Consider the following 18,389-nt stretch of genomic DNA (forward strand, 5'->3'; position numbering starts at 1 on the left):
TGATACTGTGTGGAACTCGTTCCAGAGGGTATGTCGCACACAATTTGATGGGCAGTGAAGCTGTTACAGGCAGAATCGCAGTGTGTGTCGAAATACACTCACTGTTCGTGGTCTCGCAGCGTGCGTTCTGTGACTGGGATTGGAAGTTCGATGACGAACACTGCGCCCTGTGGCGTGTTGTCTTCAATCCAGACGTTGCCGTCGTACGACTCGACCATCGAACCGACGAAGTAGAGGCCAAAGCCAGCATTCGTCGCGTGCGTTCGTCCGGATTCGCCACGTCGGAAAATCGTATCTTTCTGTTCGTCGGGGATGCCACGGCCATTGTCGGCGATACGAACGGACACGGTCTGTGCGTGTTTCTCTGCTGTCACCGTGATACAGAGCCCATCTGTCTCGTTGTGGGCAACGGCGTTCGTGATGACGTTCCCGAACACGTCACCGAGCAACTCGTTTGCTCGTACACTGAGTCCTTCTGGAATATCCGTCTCGAACTGAACCGTGGGGTAGGTGTTCTGGACGCGCTCAATTTCCGTTTCGAGCGCCACAGAGAGGTCAACGGTGTCGAAGCCCACTCCTTCGTCGCCAGTGAGTGTGTTCAACACTGTTCGAACTCGCTTGACGATGTCGATGACGTCGTCGCTCCAACTCACGATTGTCTCTGCGAACCGCAACTGGTCTTCAGTGAGTTCTTCTGTGAGGAATTCACCCCGACTTCGAATCACCATCATCCCGTTGAGTACGTCGTGGCGGAGAATCGAGTTGAAAAACTCCATCTGCTCTTTTTGCTGTTGCAGTGCCCGCTCGCGGTCGGCGCGTTCGAGCGCAGCGAGGGTGTTTGAGACGAGGAGTTCCACGAGCGTAATATCCGTCTCATCGAATGCATGTGGTTCGAGCGACCCGATATTTATGACCCCATACTTTCCGATTGGAACGTTGAGTTCACTGCGCACTTTCGTCTCTGAATTGAATCGCTTCGATGCGTTGCTCACATCGTCGAAGTGGAGGAGTTCGCCGTCTTCATACGCTTGCCACACGAGGCTATTGCCCGGTTTACACGCGGGTAGCTCGTCGAACATCGATTCGGCCTCCTCGCTCCACGCAACTGGTTCGAGCTGCAGTTGGTCGTCTGTCTTGATCCAGATACCCGACACTGGCAACTCCAGTGCGTTCCGTGCGGTCTCGACTGCGATTTGGCAGATTTTTACGGGGTCCGTCTCCCGAATCATGTTCCGAGTCGATTCGTGCAGCAGCCTGATTCCGAGCTCGCGCTTTGCGCGTTCGGTCACGTCCATGGCGACGCCGAGGACGCTCGTGACCGCTCCATCCTCGCCGTCTTCTCTGAGCGGTTGATACCAGACGTGGTACGTTTGTCCCCACAGGTCGATTGTGGTATCGACGAACTCCCCGTTAAGACTTTGCTCTATTGCCGCGGTTACGGCCGGCGAATCGCCGACGGCATCTTCAACGTCCATTCCCACCATCTGATTTTGCTCTAAGCCAATGCGGTCAAGGGCACTCCCCACTTGGAGAGTCATGGTCTGCTCGCTATCGAAGGCGAACAGGATGACCGGCATGTTCTCTACGATAGTGCTGAGGCGGTGCTCGCGGTTTACGAGCGTCTGTTCTCGGTCGAGCTTTTCGATTGCCGTTTGCGCACTCGACCCGAGGATTTCCGCGAGGAGCTGGTCAGACGGAGAAATGCCATCGAGTTCTTCAGTTCCGATACTGAACATGCCGTACTCACCGAGTGGAACCATCAACACGGCTCCAAGCGGGATGTCCTCGTTCTGGCGATTATCGAGTGTTTCGTACTGCGGTATGTATGCTGACGTCCCTTGTTTGAACTGTGCGACCTCAGCCGACCCCGATTCGAGCGTGGGGAACTCGTCGACCCCTATATGGTCGATATATTCTCGCGCGCGGTCGCTTACGGTGTGTGGGACGAGTTGGTCATTTGCGGCGTCGTACGTCCACATGACTGCGAGGGAGTAGCCGAGAATATCGTTCGCAGTCGCAACCAACTGCTCTGCTATCGCGTCGACCGACTCTGCCGTCAGAAACGTTTGAGTGACGTTGTGCAGCGCTTCGAGTTTGGTTTCGTACTCGACACGGGCTGTGATGTCGCGAACGATGCAGACGAGCCCACCCTCTGACCGCGCTGAGAGCGTAATATCCTGTGGAAACTCACGCCCGTCCTTTCGTATTCCGACGAGTTGGCCGCGCCACGACCCCGCTGCGGCCAGCTCTGGCATGACCTCCTGTTCGATACGCTTCGCTTCGGCCGCTGTGTAGCACATGTGCCACGTCTCACCAATGAACTCGTCCGGGTCGTCGTAGCCGTACACCTCAGCGTGCGCCTGATTCATCGTCTCGTATTCGCCGTTTTCGTTGAGGACGGCGATTCCATCCATCGCAGCAGCGATGGCTTGCTGGGAGCGTGTTGCCTCACGGTGTTCTTCGTTCCCCCGTCCATCGTACAGCCCAATGATTACTCCGACGACTGCGCCGACCGTCGCTGTCCTCGACACTTCGTTGATGGTTTGTGCCAGTGTTTCACCCTTGAGCAGGTGAATGCTCATCTCCCACGAGCCGAGCAATCCAATGATAGCCGTCCCGGCAACACTCCACTTGACGAGAGAATCCAGTTGAATTTTTGGCGGCGGCGACCGGGCCAGCCAGACGCCGTACCCGGTGAGTCCACCTGCGAGCACGAGCGGGATGATAGATTCTATTGTTCTTGTGAGGAGCGGGTCTGGGCTGGCCCAGTAGGCCAAGAGATTCATCCAAACGAGGAGGAAACCAAGAAAGGCGATTGCCCAACGTCGCCAATTGCCCAGTAGATGAGCAGTCATGGTATCTATCGCGTATGAAGAATACAACAATGTTTCCCATACTTCTTAGCTGTATTTTTCAAGAAGCGACCTTGAAGACGGTCCAGCAGACTCGTCGGTTAGCATTGAAAAACCAGTCAACTGACAATTATTGCTATCGCGTTACGTTCTTCATCTGATATCGATAATTCAATACCTCCCTTTCAATCTGCCGGATGTCCGGATACGTGCGCACACCCCCACGAGGTGTCGTCTATCACGATGTTCCTGTTACAGTCTGGACAGTGGTACGTTTCGACAATTGGCTGCTGTGAAGTTGCCATTACCGAACGCAAGCCAGTCAACTGCTAAAACTCTTGTTGCGATACTGATAGTATTGTATTAGGGAAATATATACTCATATTATCTACCGTGGGTGTGTGGAGCGAATTGATTTTGCTAGCTCAGCGGTTGTATTGCAGTACTTGGCCGCAGCAACTGCTTCAGCAGATTCCGAAATGCCGATGAAGGCCGTTCGGTCGCCGCAACGTCCACCGACTCGAACTGGCGAGTGTCGGGTGTGCATCCCAGCAAATTACACCCACACAAAATAGTACTAAATTGACAATTCACCTCAGTTCTGTCTCGTCACGCCTCGTTCCCGGTGCCTGATTCGCCGATTTCACGATGGCTGTTGAGATTGGGGTTCCGGGTCGCGAACTAGTTTGCAGGCCAACGTCCCCTGGAACTGATAACTGTAGATTCGCCAACAGTTCTGCCAGCCAAACTGCTCTTCTGATATGGGATGCTGGCAACCTCCCGAGTCGCGTGAAATGAGTGAATTCCCCATCACACAGTGGATTGTTCAACGACGACATTCATTACTAGACTTATCATAATCTTTGTATTAATGGGAAAAGATATTATTCTCGTCTATTTTGAGCAGGGGTGGAACTGTCAGTAAACTCGTCGGTTGAACTGTCTATCTCCGGGGGAATACCTACACCATAAGTGCTTTGTGGTGTTGGCGACTGTGTCTGTCTGGTCGGTAACTCTCACGAGAACTACTGTCAGAAAAATTGTATTGTGCTGTTGGCTGATGTGATTGGGCCAATGGCTGTTCACCATCTTCGCAGACTCGCAGTTTGCAATCAGCGACCTACGGGCTATCATAACCATGCGCGACACGACTCCCTCGACAGACTCGAACCACGACTCAAACACCGCCTCCATGCTCGGGCGACGTACTTTTTTGGGTGCACTTGGAGCAACCGCGGCGGGCGCGTCGCTCCTCACGTCCGGAACGGCAGCAGCGTCACCCTCACACGAAGACCAGTACGACCGCGTCATCGACATGGTCGACGACGCCGGCGCGGACAACTCGGGCGACGAGTCCATCACGCCTATCTTAGAGGAATATGCAGGGAACGATACGCTGCTCAAATTCCCACCCGGGCGCTACTACATGGACTCACAGTTCCGATTTACTGGATTCACCAACTTCGGGATGGTCGGCGACGACGCCACGCTCGTTCCGGCAAACTACCACAACTTCGACGGCCCCCAGTATCGCTTGTTCCGGTTGGGCGTCGATTACGACCCCGGCCGCGACCTCCGTGTCCAAGGCTTCGCCGTTGACCTTCGTGCAGACGATACGGGTATCCGCGTCATCGAAGCGCAGGTCACAGACGGGTTGTTCGTCGACGACATCACGGTCGTTGGTCGCCACGACACCGGCACCTACGGTCCCGGCCTGTTCAATATCCTCTCGGCAGACGGAAAGGGGATGGTCAAGCGCTTCCGAGCGAACGACGGCGGCGCGTTCTCTGAGAACGCACCCGGTGACATCTGGCGTGGTCCCTCCGGGTTGATGACCTCACCGAAGCACGTTGGGCAACTCGAGTTCAAAGACTGCGAACTCGACGACTGGCCGGACAACGGCCTCTACACTCCTTCGGAGGGCCGAGTCATCGTCAACGGTGGGCGCTTCGCCAACAGCGAGTCCGCGAGCATTCGAATGAGCGGCCACGACTGTCTCATCACCGGTGCAGAAGTCGTTGTCGACCAGCAACACGACGAAAACCAGAACCAGCGCGGTATCCGACTCGATGCGGGCTCTGATTTGCGGATTGATGACACCACGATTCGCCTAGAGAAACCGAACGGCCACGCGCTCACCGTCATGAACGATGTCGAAAACGCATGGCTGAGCCGTCTCGACGTGCAGGTTGGCGACGAGGTCAATCACGGCATCGTCGTCCAATCCAGTGCAGGACCGACGAAAATCGTCCGCTCTGATCTCGACTTACAGCGCGGCGGCAACGCCATCCAAATCAACGGCTCTGACGCAGGCGCGGTCATCTGCAAGCACTTGGATATCACTGGCGACGCACAGGGGTACGTGTGGCCAACTGCGATTCGCAGTACACGCAACAACTGTGTGTTCCACAACGTCAACTACAATCAGACAGGCGACCGCGGCCGGAAGGCGATGTGGCTAGACGGCGTTGGCTCGCGCGTCTCCGGCGGACAACAGACAGCGGCTGCTTACCCGTTCGTTGTCAACGGCTCGGATATCATGCTTGAGGGACTGAACGCCCAGTCGGTCGAGGGCTACGAAGCCATCAAGCTGAACGACCAGAGTTCAGACGTGACGATTCGCTACAGCGACATCGAACGCGGTGTCAAAGACAACGGCTGTGCGGGCCTGAAAATGTACGACAACGACACGAGCTAACATCGGCTCGCTGTTGTTCACATGACAGTTACGCGTTCGGACTGGCGTGTGCGCTCCTCTGGCCGGGAGCTGTCGTGATACTTGGAATCACTGCCCGATTTGGCTGGGGGAGACGGTGGCAACGACTGCTCGCTACCGTCTACCGAGGTACGACGAAACCGCTTCGGGATTGTTCGCAGGTGCCGTGTGGGCCTTCGTTGATAGACTGGTTGGTGGATATGCCTTTTCCTAGCTCTATAACCGGCTTCGACAGTGAACGTGTCATGAGACACGGCTAGTCGTTAGTCAGTGACAGACCAATCCACGCTCACGACACCACATTCGTCACGGCCGTCATCCCACGTTCTGACGTCACTGCCACGTCGAAGGCGCCGGCCGCGGTGTATCGGCTTCGTTGACGGAAAGATAGTTTGGCACAATTCTTAATTCAACAGTCAATTTTTTGTATATTATACAATAGTTACAAATCAACTCTCTACCATGTTACTGTGTATGGGCGCAGAGGCCAGGTCTGATGAACTCTGTACACAAATACAGAACTGTAGCCAAGATCGGTTTGAGGAGTATATTGCTGAGCTTTGGAACGCACGAGGATGGCAGACTGAACTCTCACCGCTCGAAAACAACAACGGTAGAGAAATCATCGCAAAAAAGCCGGATGGGGTTCCTCCGAAAAAAATAGCAATTTGGCCGAAACAACCTGGCCACGGGGACCAGATTGAACTGGAACTCATTCAGCAGTATTACGAACTGAAACAAGCAGATGCAACATTCAATGAGATTGTAGTTATCACGCCCAAGTCATTCACTCCAGCCTCGATAGACTGGGCGAATGAAAATGGCGTAAGATTGGTGAATGGTCGCTTTCTTGTGAACCTCACGAATGAACTGCAATCAGCAGATTTCATTCACCAGCTTGAGCCCATCGGTAATGTCGCTCACCCTCCACAGACGGAGCCATCAGACACAACTCACTTTCCCCGCGGAGAAGCGTTGAACTCACCGAATCGAAAAGTGAAAATCGTTGCCGTGTTGGGTGTATTTTCCGGCGTTGGTGTACTTGTAGGTCCGTGGAATACGGCGGTTGCGATTGATCTCTTTGGCGCGGGGATACTCCTAATTTCTGGATTGGTACTTTTCTACACGCTCTCTGCGTTCGATGTCCTCACCGCGGAGCAGCCACGCGAACCACAATCTCTCGCCGGTGGTGTGGTAACCGAGCAAAATAGCGTTGTGAAATACATTCCGTGGGATGATCGACCACCAGTTGAGTTCGATGCGTTCGACGATCTCCCAACGCAAAGACAACAAGCGATTACCTATGCGGTACTCGATCAGCGATTTGATCATGAACTCTCCAATGTCTCGCGTGGATACGTCCCTAACGCAGTTGAATCCGCAGGTGGTGAGTTCATTTCTGCATATTTATTTGCTGTCCACGACAGGCGACCGGAAAACACGTACCCTGAATCTGACGGTCTTTGCGAATCCGACCAGTGAAAACGTGTTGGAATGTTGCTGGAGGGGGTGAGCGTCGATAATCGTCAGGTTGCACGGTTTTTGTGAAGGAGGGTTCTGATTACACGATATGAAAAGATGCCTTTGAGTGAGGTGTGGATAGGGGAGACGTAAACCCTGTGAACCAACAATGGAATACGCAGAGCCGACGTCATGAATGACACTGACTCTCTCGGTGATGCTATCTTGCACACTGACAATATCCCTCAATTCTTTTGTCACTTACTGCACAATAATTATAACTAATTTTGACATTTTATGCATGATTCCTCGCCAATATACATTCCCAATCACATGTTTGTGCTGTCACCTTCGAGAAACTCTGAAAATCTCACAATAACCATACTATTCTAACATTTGTGTGTTGTCCAACGTCTAGCTAAATTTTTCTCTTCCACAGTCGTATACCAACCTATTTCGCATATTGTTGAATCTTCTTAGAATTTGTAAATAACAAAAATATGCTAATATTGCTGGATTGAACACTCATAATAACATATACTAACTAATTCACAAATACCCATGACCGATTAGAAACTCATGGGTGAAAGTGCCACGGCGGGCTATGTGGTGACCACCTAAGAGCTGTCATCCAACATTTCCTACGGTGGAAGTCGCAAGCTGCGCACCACGCCACTACCTACCCTTCGTGGTTGCTTTTGAGAGACGGATTGCCTATTCAACGACTGTAACCGTGGCTTGTATCCGGCGCCAATACTGGTTTGGCTCGCTCTCTAACGACGAGTAGTTACTCGCCCACCTTGCGAGAATGTAAAACCGCGCCAGTGGTTCGTCTGCTGCAGTTACAGCGGTTACCTCAAGACGATCAACATCCCATCGTTCATTGATCGAAGCCGCAAACGCAGCGCCTATTGGGCCTGTATCGAGTGAGTCATCTTCTACCGAGGTGTTTTCTGGGACATAGCGAAGAAGGACAGTTCCGTCTGTGTGCTCTAATCCCGTAACGTGGACGTCTGAATCCAGCAATTCGTGGTAAAATGTGGGTTCGTGTTTGCTAAGATCCATCGACTGTCTGTCGGTGGTTGGTTCTGCTGTGGTAGTTGTATTCGTGCTTTTCCCTGGAACGGAAATCGGCGTTGCTTCTTCAAACTCTCGGGGAAGCGTCTCCGCTGAATTTATCGGGCCGAGACACCCGGAAATTGTTCCAAGGCCGATTCCAACGGCTGTGAGGTAGTGGCGTCGATTCACAAAATGTTCTATTCACAGACACGAATAATAATTGCGGTTTTTCTTACAAATCAACAAATTAAAATAAAGTTTATTGACAACATTCGCCCGAAAATGGGAAAATAAATCATATTCTAGACAGTTAATTTTATTAATTTAGCTGGCGGAACTCAGGCCAAATTTCTGCCTTTTCCAGAGTAATTGTGAATCTTCGCGGTACGAGAATGTGTTTTTATCTCCTCAACACCACCTGTGATTCCCAACCAGAATTTTAGATATGAATATTGTCAATTTTCACGAAACTAAATAACCCGTATTTGACTGTTTACCATTCCAGACGGTGGCATGAGACGTGTCTGTCGCCTTTCTTCAACCTCACTCGAACAAACTACAACCACGTCATCGATGTGGTGGACGACGTATGCGCAGACAACTCGAGCATTAAGTCCACCACGCCGATTTGAGAGGCGTAGGCAACGACACGAGCAAACGACGACTCACACACAGCAGTGGGAGCCAAACGGTCTACTCACTGTTTGCAGCCGGCAGCGTGAGTGTCACGATGGTTCCGGTCGGGTCGTTCGCTTCTATCGAGACACTGCCTCCCACCTTGGTGACCAGCCAATTGACCATCCACAACCCCAGTCCGTGGCCGTGCAATAACGGTTCTTCGACGCCCCGCTTGAGCACTTCTCGTTCCATCGTGGGAATCCCCGGGCCATCGTCGGCAACTCGAATGTGAACCCGATCGGCGTCGGCTTTCGAGATACTGACCTCGACACGTGGCGCCCCAGCAGTCGTATGCACGAGCGCGTTTTCGAGCAGTTCTCTGAGCGCCATTTCGAGGGCTTGTTCATTTCCTTGCACACCATCCGCGGTGGCATTGACGGTGATCGACGCCGCTGGATACTGCTCTGAGAACGTCGCGACGAGGGCGTTCACAATCGGGGCGACTTCCACGTCGTCCATCGGCGGGCCACGTTGGAGGGCGTGACTCACTCTTCTAGCATTCTCTGACATGTCAAACAGTGCTTCTGTATGCTTGTGTATCTCTCCGAGTGACTCTTGGGCGTCTTCGAGCGAGAACGACGCCGTATCGGCGAGTCGGTCTTCGAGTGGTTCGAGCGCGCTGAGGTCGTCTCGAAGCAACTCTGCATAGCCCATCACCACACCGAGTGAATTTCGAATGTTGTGCCTGAGCACCCGGTTCAACACCATGAGCCGTTGATTTCGGATCTTTTGGTCGGTGATATCGCGAATGACGCCCCGCAACACTTCGCTGTCACCACGTTGTCTTATTTCTCCTTGCGTATGCACCCATCTCTCACGGCCTTTTTCGGTGATTAAACGGACTTCGATACTGTACGGTTCGCCAGAGTCAAGACACCGGTTTACCACGTTTTCGACGAGCGGCCTGTCGTCGGGATGGTAGAACTCGATGGCTTCATCGAGTACCGGTTCGTAATCGGATTCGACCTCGTGTATCCGTTTGGTTCCCGCCGTCCACCGAAGGTCGTCGGTCCCGGTCTCCAGTTCCCACCCACCAATCTCGGAGAGGATCTCCGTCTCAGCGATATAATCGCCGAGCCGCTTGAACTCTCGGTACCGGCGTTTTCGTTCTGAAACGTCTTGTCCAACCCCCGTCAGTCGCTGTGGGCCATCCGCCGCATCAAATTCGACGATTCCTTGGGCCGCAATCCAGCGCGTTGCGTCAGTTGCTAAGCGAAACTCGGTTCTGTATTCGCCCGTCTCTTGGAGCGCGGTCTCGAAGTCGTTTGCAACCGCAGCTTGGTCTGCCGGGTGCACCTGGCTGATGAACTCGTCGACCTCGGTAATCTCCTCAAATATCGACTGTGACTGCGGATAGAGGGTTATTTCATCTTCAGGGATGTTCCAATCCCAGACGACGGTCTCCGTGGCTTTGAGCGCATATTCGACAACCGAGTGCTCCTCAGACACTCGGGTATCCGCGTCCCCATCCCCATTGCGAGTCATATCCGCTGTTTGTCATTGAAACTGTATTAATCTGGTTGCCTAATTGTGATGTCTGCTCGAAACCCCCTGCTCGCTGCAAAGCTGCCGTTTTCACACACCTCTCTATAGAGTTCACCGGGAATTGCACCGCCAGCGTGACCGGTTGGGCGATGGCCGACCAACCTACGCTTCCGATACCACAATCGTCACGTCTGTCACCCCTCGCGCTGTCGTCACCGTCACGTCGAAGGCCACAGCGACGAGGTGCGTTTCACCTGCTCGCTGCTGAACCACAACACCACGACGTGCCTCACACGACCCGAACTGTCGGTTCGGCCCGCCCGGACAGTTCGCTGCTGCCCACGACGTAGCGACGGTCTGGTTCGTGGAGATTTCGTAGGCCGTGCCTTTCTCGACGCGGGACGCTTCGAGGGTTCTGCGGGTCGGCCTGAGTCGGTCGTGGATGGTTTCGACCGCCGCTTCGCGCGACTGCCAATCGTAGCGCTGTGGAATGTCCTCGCGTGCGGTTGCCACCGCACGGGAGAGGACGTGTTCTGCGTTTTCGGTCGGTGCGTCGTAATCATTGCTCGCCGCGACGTCGGGATGGTAGCCAAGTTGGAGGTAGGCAAACACCACGGGAACAAGCGCTACGGCGAGGAGTGCAGCGGCGGCGAGCACCATCTGCCCGCGTCGAGTCATACGTACCACACCCACATCGTCACGTCGCCGTTTGCCGTCGTAACGGTTGCCTCCCCGACAGCGACGCCTGCAGGTTTCCGATACCCAACTGCGCCGTGTGGCGTCTCCACTCGATACATCAGATTATCCGGAAGAATGCGTTCGACACGCCGTTCGAGCGCGTTGCGCTCGCGGCCGAACGACCCAGCCGAGGCCACGACTTCTGCGAGACGTGTCGTTCCCTGATGGCGGGGTGCTTCGCCCGCGAGGACAGTCGTTGCGTCTTCTGCATACAGATCGAGTTGTGTCTCACGAGCGGCTGGCTGGGGGACGTCCAGTACGAACCCCATGGAGACGGCAAGGACGAGCACCACGCCGATGCCAGCTTCCACCGCCGAGAGCGACAACTGACCGCGGGTCGGCTCACGCATCGACAGTCACCACCAATTGCGCCTTCGTGGTTTGGGTCGGGTACGAAGTCACTTCGACACTCCCCGGCGGAAGCTGACCAGTCGCTTCAAATTGGAGTGTCGTCGTTTCGAACCGAGAGGTAGTGACCGTCATCGTCCCCGTCAACCCAGTTTCGTTTGCGAGCACGACCCGGTCGTTGACCCGAACTACAGTGATGTTCGTCGCAGGCGGTGGCGTCAAGTGGATGGTCACCTCGCCAGTTCGACGGGGAAGTGTCACTTGATTCGACCGCGTCAAATCAGGCGTCACCGTCACCGACTGGGTTTGCTCTATAAGCACGATACGTCGAATCGTTTCTCCGCCAGTTGGGTCACCGTGCTCAACGAGCGTTTCGCCGTCCAGTTGTATTCGGATGGCGTGCCCCTGCGTCACAGGATATTCCTCCTGCAGGATTTCAGGAGTGAGTTCCCCACTGCTCGTGCGATTAATCACATTCTCGCGGGTCGTGAGCATCGACGCATCGTCTACGAGCCGTTCTGAGAGTGAAACGGCGAGTCGTCGCTCGGCTGCGTCGCGGTCTGCACTGGCAAATGCGCCGTCTGCGAGCGTGAAACTGAGCCCAGCAGTTGCGGTCAACGCGATGAGGGCAACGGCGAGTGCGGGCAGGTTCGCCTGTCCCCTCGTGGTCATGGTAACACCTCCGTCAACCGAACGCGAAGCCCGCCGGGTGCGTCTTCGACGACGAGAGCTGTCTCGTCCGTACTTCGCCACGTACCAGACACCGAGACGACGCGGTCGGGAAGGGCAAGGCGTGCTTTCCCGTCGATGTTTTCGTTCGGATGCAGCAAGACAAGGGATTCGTTTGCGGCCCGAATCTCGTACTGCTCGCCACGAATCGTCTGGGGAATTGAGACAGTTTGGCGATGTTGTACGGTCGTTGCGGCCGGTGGAATCGATTGCTCAACGCGCTGAGTTGCGCTTGCGAGGACGCGTTCGCCCACTTCTGCTCCGGCCGCGGTTCGATACTCGGGCACTGCCCCTGCATAGAGCGTGGTTGTCAGCAGGCCGATGTAGAGCGCCACCAACCCGACTTCGAACACCTTGCCCACGACGGGCGTCACCGCCCGACTATCCATTGTCCACCTCAAGACGCATGTCGTGGACGATGAGATAGGCAGTTCTGCGTCCGGGGAACTCCGCGACGACGCTCTCTGTGCCATCGCCATCGAAATCGGTTCGTGACACAGTCGCGTTCTGTTCGGTGAAATACCGCTCCCACGCACCGGGCGTAGCGGTCTCGATTGCGACGCGGTAGGTCCCGTTTCCGAGCGCCATCCGATTGTGCGAAACGGTGGTTTCGACAGTGACGCGCGCCCCGCCACTCGCACCAATTGAGCGTGCAGACCCGTTCAACTTCGGCGCGCCCACAACGAGCACACCACCGTTTTCAGACGCCGTGAGCGGCGGTGGCCGGTACAGATTCGCGTTCCCCCGAGTGCCTTGCACGATGGCTCCAGCGAGGAAGGCAACGCGTTTATCTTCGGTTTCAAAGACGAGTGCATCCACGGGTACCTGTGCGATGACGCCTGATTCGTTCAGTACGCGAAGTTCTCTCGTCGCTGGCCCGAGTGTGCCGTCGCTGAACGACAGGTGTCCCCGGTGTGCGCCGGTCGTTTCGATAGGCCGGAGTGAGTCGTCCATCTCAGCTGCGACGCGGGTTGCATCGGCGTGTGCAGCGTTGCCGTCGATGACCGCTCCGATGCTTGCAGTGAGGACGCCGAGCGAGACAACGGTGATGCCGAGTAAGAGCGCCACGCCGACAACGGCCGACTGACCGCGGTCGCTCCCGCTCATATCATCTGCGCTCCTGCGAAGACGAAGTAACAGATTGCAACGAGTGCGCCCGACTGGAGCAGCGCATCGTAGAAATCTCGGTTGGCGGTTCCCGCGAACCACCCGGACGCGAGCATCGTCGCCTGCGTCACGATGTAGAATCGTCGTCGGTCACGCGCCGGTTGCACCGCGTTTGGGTCGAGTGCGATACCTTGAGTTCCAGAAACGGAAGACAACTGGGCGAAGCCGTCGAGAACGTAGCCGTTCACCGCGACCATGATGCCGATGACGAGAAGCGCAGTCGTCCAGCCAACGGCCACATATACCATGAGTGCCGAACGGAGCGCGCGTTTCTCATGGTAGAGTCGACCGATTTCTGTCTGCAGTGTCTCGAACACGTCTTCGGTGTCGCTGCCGACGCCGAGTGCACCCGTAACGAGGCCGATGGTTTGGTCTGCGAGCGGCGTTCCCACTCGCTCAACAAAGCGGTCGAGGGCTGCCCGCTGGAGGTCGCCTTCCTGGGTTTCTTCTGCCTCACTAATGCCACGGGTGGTGAGGTTGATGTTGAACGCAAGATCTTCTACGTCCGCTTGAAGCGCGCCGAGGTCGAGATCTCTGCTCACGCGGTCGATTGCCGCTGGAAACGGTCTGCCAAGCCCGACGTGACCGGACACGGCGTGGATAAAGTCTTTGATTTCGCGGTCTTTGGCATCGTCCAGTCGCGCTCTGCGAAGCGCCACACCACCGACCGGAAGGCTGTAGGCGACGTATCCGAGGAGCACGACGTTTTCTGGCGCGTAGCCGAGCGACCAGAGGCCACCGGTCACGACTAGTGCAACGGGAAACCAGACGAGCGACGCGCTCGCCGGGTTTGTCGTCGCGGTTTTTAACATGGAGCCGATGGTGGGTGGCCGTTCGTACGTCGTCGATTGGCCGGGCGGTCGAATGCTGTTTACCAACACTGCAGCCCCTGCCCCAACGACGAGGACGAAGGCCGCACTCCCGTAGATGAACAGCGCACGAGGTGACACTAGCCCAATCGGCGTGTTCGTTGGCTGTGAGAATCCTGGCGCGAGCACGCTCATTACGGTGAGGATGATGACGAACAGCGCCGGGATGACGAGCAGGACAATGAACATCTCTGCGAGGAGTTCGAGAAAGCCGCTCGCCCGTTCGCGGGCACGGGCCTGCCGATGCGAGAGCATCCGACTCTCCAAGCGAAGATAGCCTTGGAGTGCGTCCGTCCCCTGTGCGGCGTGTTCGCGAAATTTGACCAAGAAGGGTGAGAGCAGGTCGCGAGACGGCGTGTCTCTCGCAACCATCGCCAGTCCTTCGTCGAGACTACCAGTGAGTGAGGCTTTGTTCAGTGCCTTCCTGAACGCAACCGACGTTTCGCCGTAGGCGTCCTGATTTGCCACCTTGTGGAGCATCATCCGCCCGCCATCGCTCCCCGAGGAGAGTGCCCGCAGATACCGGACTGCACCGGGAAGCGTCTGCTCGATGTTGGTTCGTCGGGCGCTCGCCGCCCAGTGGAGGTAGAGGCCACCGAAGATGACCGTCGAGCGCTTTCCGAGTCCGCCAACGAGCACCCCAACACCGAGTGCGATGTACTGGCGAGGAATCGGGGGAACAGTGACACGATTGAGCACCGGGAGTCCCTGATGGACGAAGCTCCCGATACTGGTGAGCAGTGCGTCGGGAACCGCGAGGAGCACGACGCTCGTCCAGAGCACGAGTGCGCCGAATACGACCCACGACAGGCCGTACACGCGGGCGAGGTACACGTCGAAGCTGGTTCGGAGGTCGGTTCCACGGTAGCGTTTGCGGTCGCGTTCGTGTCGAGAGTGGTCTGCGTGTCTGGAAAACAGTGCGTACAGCCCGCGGTCGAACACCGAAAGTGACCGCCCGCGTGGTTCATCAGTCGCCACTGCCATCGATGTGCACCTCCTGTGGCTGTTTCTGACTGACGACCCGTTCGACGGTCGCTGCCTCGTTCGTCCGGAGGTTTGCGAGGAACGAGAACAGTTCGTCCATGTCGGTCAAATTCTCTTGGACGAGATACTTGACGTACCGGTGTTTGCGGTGGAACTCGTCTTCGACCGCGCGCACGGGTCGGTCGGTGCGTTGGGCAAGAGACGAAAACGCATCGAGCGAGAGGTCGCGTGTCTCGTCACCCAGTTGTGGGTGACAGTAGTTAAACCCAAACTCGCCGCTGTGGTCGCGCCACGCGACGGTGTTCCAGTAAATCGTCGTCCCATCTTTTTCGATGGTTCCACACCGGTCGTGAGCAAGTGTGGCGTATGTTTCCGCATCGACGAACTCGACCACCGACGAGACGTACCGCTCCCCGTCAACGTTCCGCGGGAAGACGACGAGGTCGATTTCCTGAAGCAAATAGGCTGGAATCCCGCGTTCGATGATGCGATTTACGAGCTTGTGGACGTCCTCTGCGTGGAGCGTCCCGAGCAAGCCGTGGCCGGTGTTCATCGACTCTGCGAAGGTTCTGAAACTCGCAGGCGTGTTGATTTCTGCGATGACCTCTACGTCCGGATTCAGGTAGTTACACTCGGTCATGAGGTCGGCCATCGTCACGCGTTTGAACTCGTTTTCGTGGTCACGGGTGGTGAGCGAGACGCCGGTTTCGTGGGGAAGGTGCACCTCGCGCGACCCTTCGTCGATGCTGATAGGACGGTCGCAATACGGGATGAACGGCATGTGAGCGTTCATCAGCGTCGTCTTTCCGACGCCAGTTGGGCCGGAAAAGAGCACGACTCCGTGGTGTTCGTACAGCATCCAGAGGAGGGTGACGAGTTCAGTCGAGAGGCTGTTGCCGGTGATGAGGTCAACGGGTGTGAGCGTGTCCGGAGCCTGCTTTCGAATCGAGATGTGGGGGCCATCTTCGGAGATGGTCGGAAGCGCAACCGCACACCGAATCGTCTCGTCGTCGAGGTCCGCGGGCTGTAAGTTCACTTTCGCACTCGGCGTGCTCGCATTCAATTCAGTCCCGTCGGCTGCAGCCAACTGCGTGACGACGTTCACGAAACTCCGTTCTGAGGTGAACGTGAGGTTTGCAGGCATCCGCCCGGCATGGTCGCCAAGCCCCCGCGGAACCACCTTGATACGCTCGCCAACGCGATTCGCTTCGATGTCTTCGAGCATCGGATCGCGGATGGGTACGGTCAGTTTCCCGTAGCCCACATAATCGCGCATCACGTAGTAGACGAGGTCAGAGAGCCGGTCTGCGGCGTACCGCTCGTCAACCGGAGGTACTGCAAAGCCGTATTCTGCGAGCGCCGATTGCATCCGATAGCGGGTCGCGTCGAGCCACGCGCGGGTGTTTCGCGCCGTCAACCGTCGCGAGAGGAAAGTTCGCGCTCGGTCGTACACGAACCCAGCACGGTCTTCGACCACGCCATCGACGTTCGCCTCCCAGATGCGCTCTTTGCACTCTGCGATGAGTTGCTCGTCGCCCGGCAGGAGGTCCGGTTCGATGACCGCGTACTTCGTGGTGAACGGGTCGGTCCCGAGGACGTGTTCTCTGTAGATGACGACCGGCACCTCGAAGTCGTGAAACGTGACGGTGTGCTGGCCAAGGCGCTCGCTCGCAAACCGAGAGAGATAGTCGGGGTTCGGCGACAGGTCAGTAGTGGCTGGCGCAAAGTCTGTCGTGTGAACGAGCAGTCGGTCGTCGGCCGTATCTGCAACCTCGATGTGCTCGTCAAGCGCGAAGGCGGTGAGGTCAGAAAGACACCGCACCTGACACAGCGCGTGGTAGCTCACTCGGCGGCGGCCCGCAGGAGATAGATTGGTGAGGCGGTCGATGGCTCGTTCGTACTTCGGCTCGAATCCTGCCGCGAGGCGTTCGCGCGCCCCTTCTCTGGTGAGCGGCCGTTCGAGACGTGCGCCCTCGAAGTAGTCCTGAATCGTCTCGAACGCAACCGTTTCAGTTGCTGACAGAACTGGTTCTCGAATCGTGTAGTGAAAGCCGTCTCGTCGCTCGGTGATTGTTGCGACAACATCGGTTGTGAGCGTGTACTGTGCTCTGATTCTTGGAGCGTACCACGCTTCAGAACTGTCCGGCGGACACGGCGGCGGCACTGAAAAGAAATCCGCAGTTGAACATTCTACGTCTGGAGACATGTCGTGAAATAGAATATGTTTGTAACTTAAATTTTCGCAAATTTGAATAAATAAATTGGCAGCTCTCGGCGGCGACTGAGCGGACTGCTGGTAGTGGTACTGAGACCGTGCCTACGCAGCTGACTACGGAACGTGAAAACCGAGGCCTGCGTTGAGAAGCTTATTCGACGGAAAGAGATTAGTGCGCCATCCGAATTTGCTAGACTATGACACGCAGACAGACGCTCCGCTCGATTCTCACGCGTGAGGAGATAGGGTTCTTTCCGGGCGTCCACGACGCGCTGAGCGCCAAACTCGCTGCTGACCACCCGACCGTTGAGGGACTCCAACACTCAGGCTACGGCACGGCGGCTAGCTTGCTTGGCCTCCCCGACCTCGATTTCACGTCACTCACTGAGACGGTCGCAACCGTCAGAAACATGGTTCGGGTCGCGGGTGAGACCCCGGTCGTTGTCGATGCAGACACGGGATTTGGTGGGATTGCAAACCTCACGCGAACAGTGAGCGAACTCGAAAATACGAGAGCAGCCGGGCTGTTCATCGAGGACCAAGCCACGCCGAAGAAGTGCGGACTCATGGCGGGGAAACAACTCGTCGCTCCGGGTGAGATGGCTGCAAAAGTCAGTGCCGCCTGTGATAGTCGGCGTGACGAAAATTTCGTTATCATGGCCAGAACCGACTCGTACGCAGACCACGGCATCGATGCCGTCATCGACCGGGCTGGGCAATATCACGAGGCGGGCGCTGATGCGCTGTTCCTTGGCGAAGTCGTCCCCCTCACGGATTTAGCAACGATATGTTCGGCTGTCGACCTTCCCGTATACGCCCTCATGGTTCGGATGGACCACGAGAAATTCCCACCTGCCCATCCGATTTCGGCGTATGAGGAAGCAGGCGTGTCGCTCGTCTCAGACGTGACGGCATTGCTTCAGGTGGCGGTCCATCACATGCAGCGGTATCTCGATGTGATGGGCGAACAGCGCGATAACCGCGATATCGAGATGCTGCCCCTGAATCGGTTGACCGACTATCTTGGTGCTTCCGAGTACGAGGCGTTTGAAGCGGCACACAGAGACGGAGTACAGTCGCTCGAATAA

The 18,389-nt window shown here is 56.3% G+C and carries 13 protein-coding genes; 3 read left to right on the plus strand and 10 right to left on the minus strand.

The features are described from left to right. Window positions 1-98: 98 nt before the first annotated feature. Window positions 99-2,855 carry a GAF domain-containing protein gene (locus V5N47_RS10555; protein WP_338727395.1) on the minus strand — a complete coding sequence of 919 codons (2,757 nt, stop codon included), beginning with the start codon at window positions 2,853-2,855 and terminating at the stop codon, window positions 99-101. A gap of 1,210 nt (window positions 2,856-4,065) precedes the next feature. Here V5N47_RS10555 and V5N47_RS10560 point away from each other — a divergent pair. Together V5N47_RS10560 and V5N47_RS10565 are read left to right on the plus strand one after the other, a co-directional pair. Then, window positions 4,066-5,550 carry a hypothetical protein gene (locus V5N47_RS10560; protein ID WP_338727397.1) on the plus strand — a complete coding sequence of 495 codons (1,485 nt, stop codon included), beginning with the start codon at window positions 4,066-4,068 and terminating at the stop codon, window positions 5,548-5,550. A 492-nt stretch (window positions 5,551-6,042) separates the two neighbouring features. Next, the gene (locus tag V5N47_RS10565; RefSeq protein ID WP_338727399.1) at window positions 6,043-7,050 is read left to right on the plus strand and encodes a restriction endonuclease; all 1,008 of its coding nucleotides are present in this window, start codon (window positions 6,043-6,045) and stop codon (window positions 7,048-7,050) included. Between the two features lie 693 nt (window positions 7,051-7,743). Here V5N47_RS10565 and V5N47_RS10570 read toward each other — a convergent pair. The 9 genes from V5N47_RS10570 to V5N47_RS10610 all read right to left on the minus strand — a co-directional run bounded on the left by V5N47_RS10570 (window position 7,744) and on the right by V5N47_RS10610 (window position 17,292). Next, window positions 7,744-8,277: a hypothetical protein gene (locus V5N47_RS10570; RefSeq protein WP_338727400.1), complete on the minus strand. Its 534-nt coding sequence runs from the start codon at window positions 8,275-8,277 to the stop codon at window positions 7,744-7,746. Window positions 8,278-8,781: 504 nt separating this feature from the next. Continuing rightward, window positions 8,782-10,251, minus strand: a complete 1,470-nt coding sequence (locus V5N47_RS10575; RefSeq protein WP_338727401.1) for a PAS domain-containing protein — start codon at window positions 10,249-10,251, stop codon at window positions 8,782-8,784. A gap of 162 nt (window positions 10,252-10,413) precedes the next feature. Beyond that, window positions 10,414-10,929, minus strand: coding sequence for a hypothetical protein (locus V5N47_RS10580; protein ID WP_338727404.1), 516 nt, complete (start codon window positions 10,927-10,929; stop codon window positions 10,414-10,416). Continuing rightward, the gene (locus tag V5N47_RS10585) at window positions 10,926-11,339 is read right to left on the minus strand and encodes a hypothetical protein (RefSeq protein WP_338727406.1); all 414 of its coding nucleotides are present in this window, start codon (window positions 11,337-11,339) and stop codon (window positions 10,926-10,928) included. The genes V5N47_RS10580 and V5N47_RS10585 overlap by 4 nt, the downstream gene beginning before the upstream one ends. Continuing rightward, window positions 11,332-12,009 (minus strand): hypothetical protein, encoded by a 678-nt coding sequence (locus tag V5N47_RS10590; RefSeq protein ID WP_338727407.1) that lies wholly within the window; start codon window positions 12,007-12,009, stop codon window positions 11,332-11,334. Before V5N47_RS10590 ends, V5N47_RS10585 begins: the two co-directional genes overlap by 8 nt. After that, window positions 12,006-12,455, minus strand: a complete 450-nt coding sequence (locus V5N47_RS10595) for a hypothetical protein (protein WP_338727408.1) — start codon at window positions 12,453-12,455, stop codon at window positions 12,006-12,008. The genes V5N47_RS10590 and V5N47_RS10595 overlap by 4 nt, the downstream gene beginning before the upstream one ends. Next, window positions 12,448-13,173, minus strand: a complete 726-nt coding sequence (locus tag V5N47_RS10600; RefSeq protein ID WP_338727410.1) for a hypothetical protein — start codon at window positions 13,171-13,173, stop codon at window positions 12,448-12,450. Before V5N47_RS10600 ends, V5N47_RS10595 begins: the two co-directional genes overlap by 8 nt. Further along, window positions 13,170-15,086 carry a type II secretion system F family protein gene (locus tag V5N47_RS10605; RefSeq protein WP_338727411.1) on the minus strand — a complete coding sequence of 639 codons (1,917 nt, stop codon included), beginning with the start codon at window positions 15,084-15,086 and terminating at the stop codon, window positions 13,170-13,172. The genes V5N47_RS10600 and V5N47_RS10605 overlap by 4 nt, the downstream gene beginning before the upstream one ends. Next, entirely contained in the window at window positions 15,070-17,292 is a 2,223-nt protein-coding gene (locus V5N47_RS10610) for a type II/IV secretion system ATPase subunit (protein ID WP_338727412.1), read from the minus strand. The genes V5N47_RS10605 and V5N47_RS10610 overlap by 17 nt, the downstream gene beginning before the upstream one ends. A gap of 206 nt (window positions 17,293-17,498) precedes the next feature. Here V5N47_RS10610 and V5N47_RS10615 point away from each other — a divergent pair, with 206 nt between their 5' ends. Further along, entirely contained in the window at window positions 17,499-18,389 is an 891-nt protein-coding gene (locus tag V5N47_RS10615) for an isocitrate lyase/PEP mutase family protein (protein WP_338727413.1), read from the plus strand.

Origin of the sequence: Haladaptatus sp. DJG-WS-42 (assembly GCF_037198285.1) — an archaeon.
Classification (GTDB): Archaea; Halobacteriota; Halobacteria; order Halobacteriales; family Halococcaceae; genus QDMS2.

What these genes read in the sequence shown, in the direction of transcription:
- V5N47_RS10555 (WP_338727395.1), bottom strand. Translation starts at nt 2,855, where the DNA reads ATGACTGCTCATCTACTGGGCAATTGGCGACGTTGGGCAATCGCCTTT.
- V5N47_RS10565 (WP_338727399.1), top strand. Translation starts at nt 6,043, where the DNA reads ATGGGCGCAGAGGCCAGGTCTGATGAACTCTGTACACAAATACAGAAC.
- V5N47_RS10575 (WP_338727401.1), bottom strand. Translation starts at nt 10,251, where the DNA reads ATGACTCGCAATGGGGATGGGGACGCGGATACCCGAGTGTCTGAGGAG.
- V5N47_RS10580 (WP_338727404.1), bottom strand. Translation starts at nt 10,929, where the DNA reads ATGACTCGACGCGGGCAGATGGTGCTCGCCGCCGCTGCACTCCTCGCC.
- V5N47_RS10585 (WP_338727406.1), bottom strand. Translation starts at nt 11,339, where the DNA reads ATGCGTGAGCCGACCCGCGGTCAGTTGTCGCTCTCGGCGGTGGAAGCT.
- V5N47_RS10590 (WP_338727407.1), bottom strand. Translation starts at nt 12,009, where the DNA reads ATGACCACGAGGGGACAGGCGAACCTGCCCGCACTCGCCGTTGCCCTC.
- V5N47_RS10595 (WP_338727408.1), bottom strand. Translation starts at nt 12,455, where the DNA reads ATGGATAGTCGGGCGGTGACGCCCGTCGTGGGCAAGGTGTTCGAAGTC.
- V5N47_RS10600 (WP_338727410.1), bottom strand. Translation starts at nt 13,173, where the DNA reads ATGAGCGGGAGCGACCGCGGTCAGTCGGCCGTTGTCGGCGTGGCGCTC.
- V5N47_RS10605 (WP_338727411.1), bottom strand. Translation starts at nt 15,086, where the DNA reads ATGGCAGTGGCGACTGATGAACCACGCGGGCGGTCACTTTCGGTGTTC.
- V5N47_RS10610 (WP_338727412.1), bottom strand. Translation starts at nt 17,292, where the DNA reads ATGTCTCCAGACGTAGAATGTTCAACTGCGGATTTCTTTTCAGTGCCG.
- V5N47_RS10615 (WP_338727413.1), top strand. Translation starts at nt 17,499, where the DNA reads ATGACACGCAGACAGACGCTCCGCTCGATTCTCACGCGTGAGGAGATA.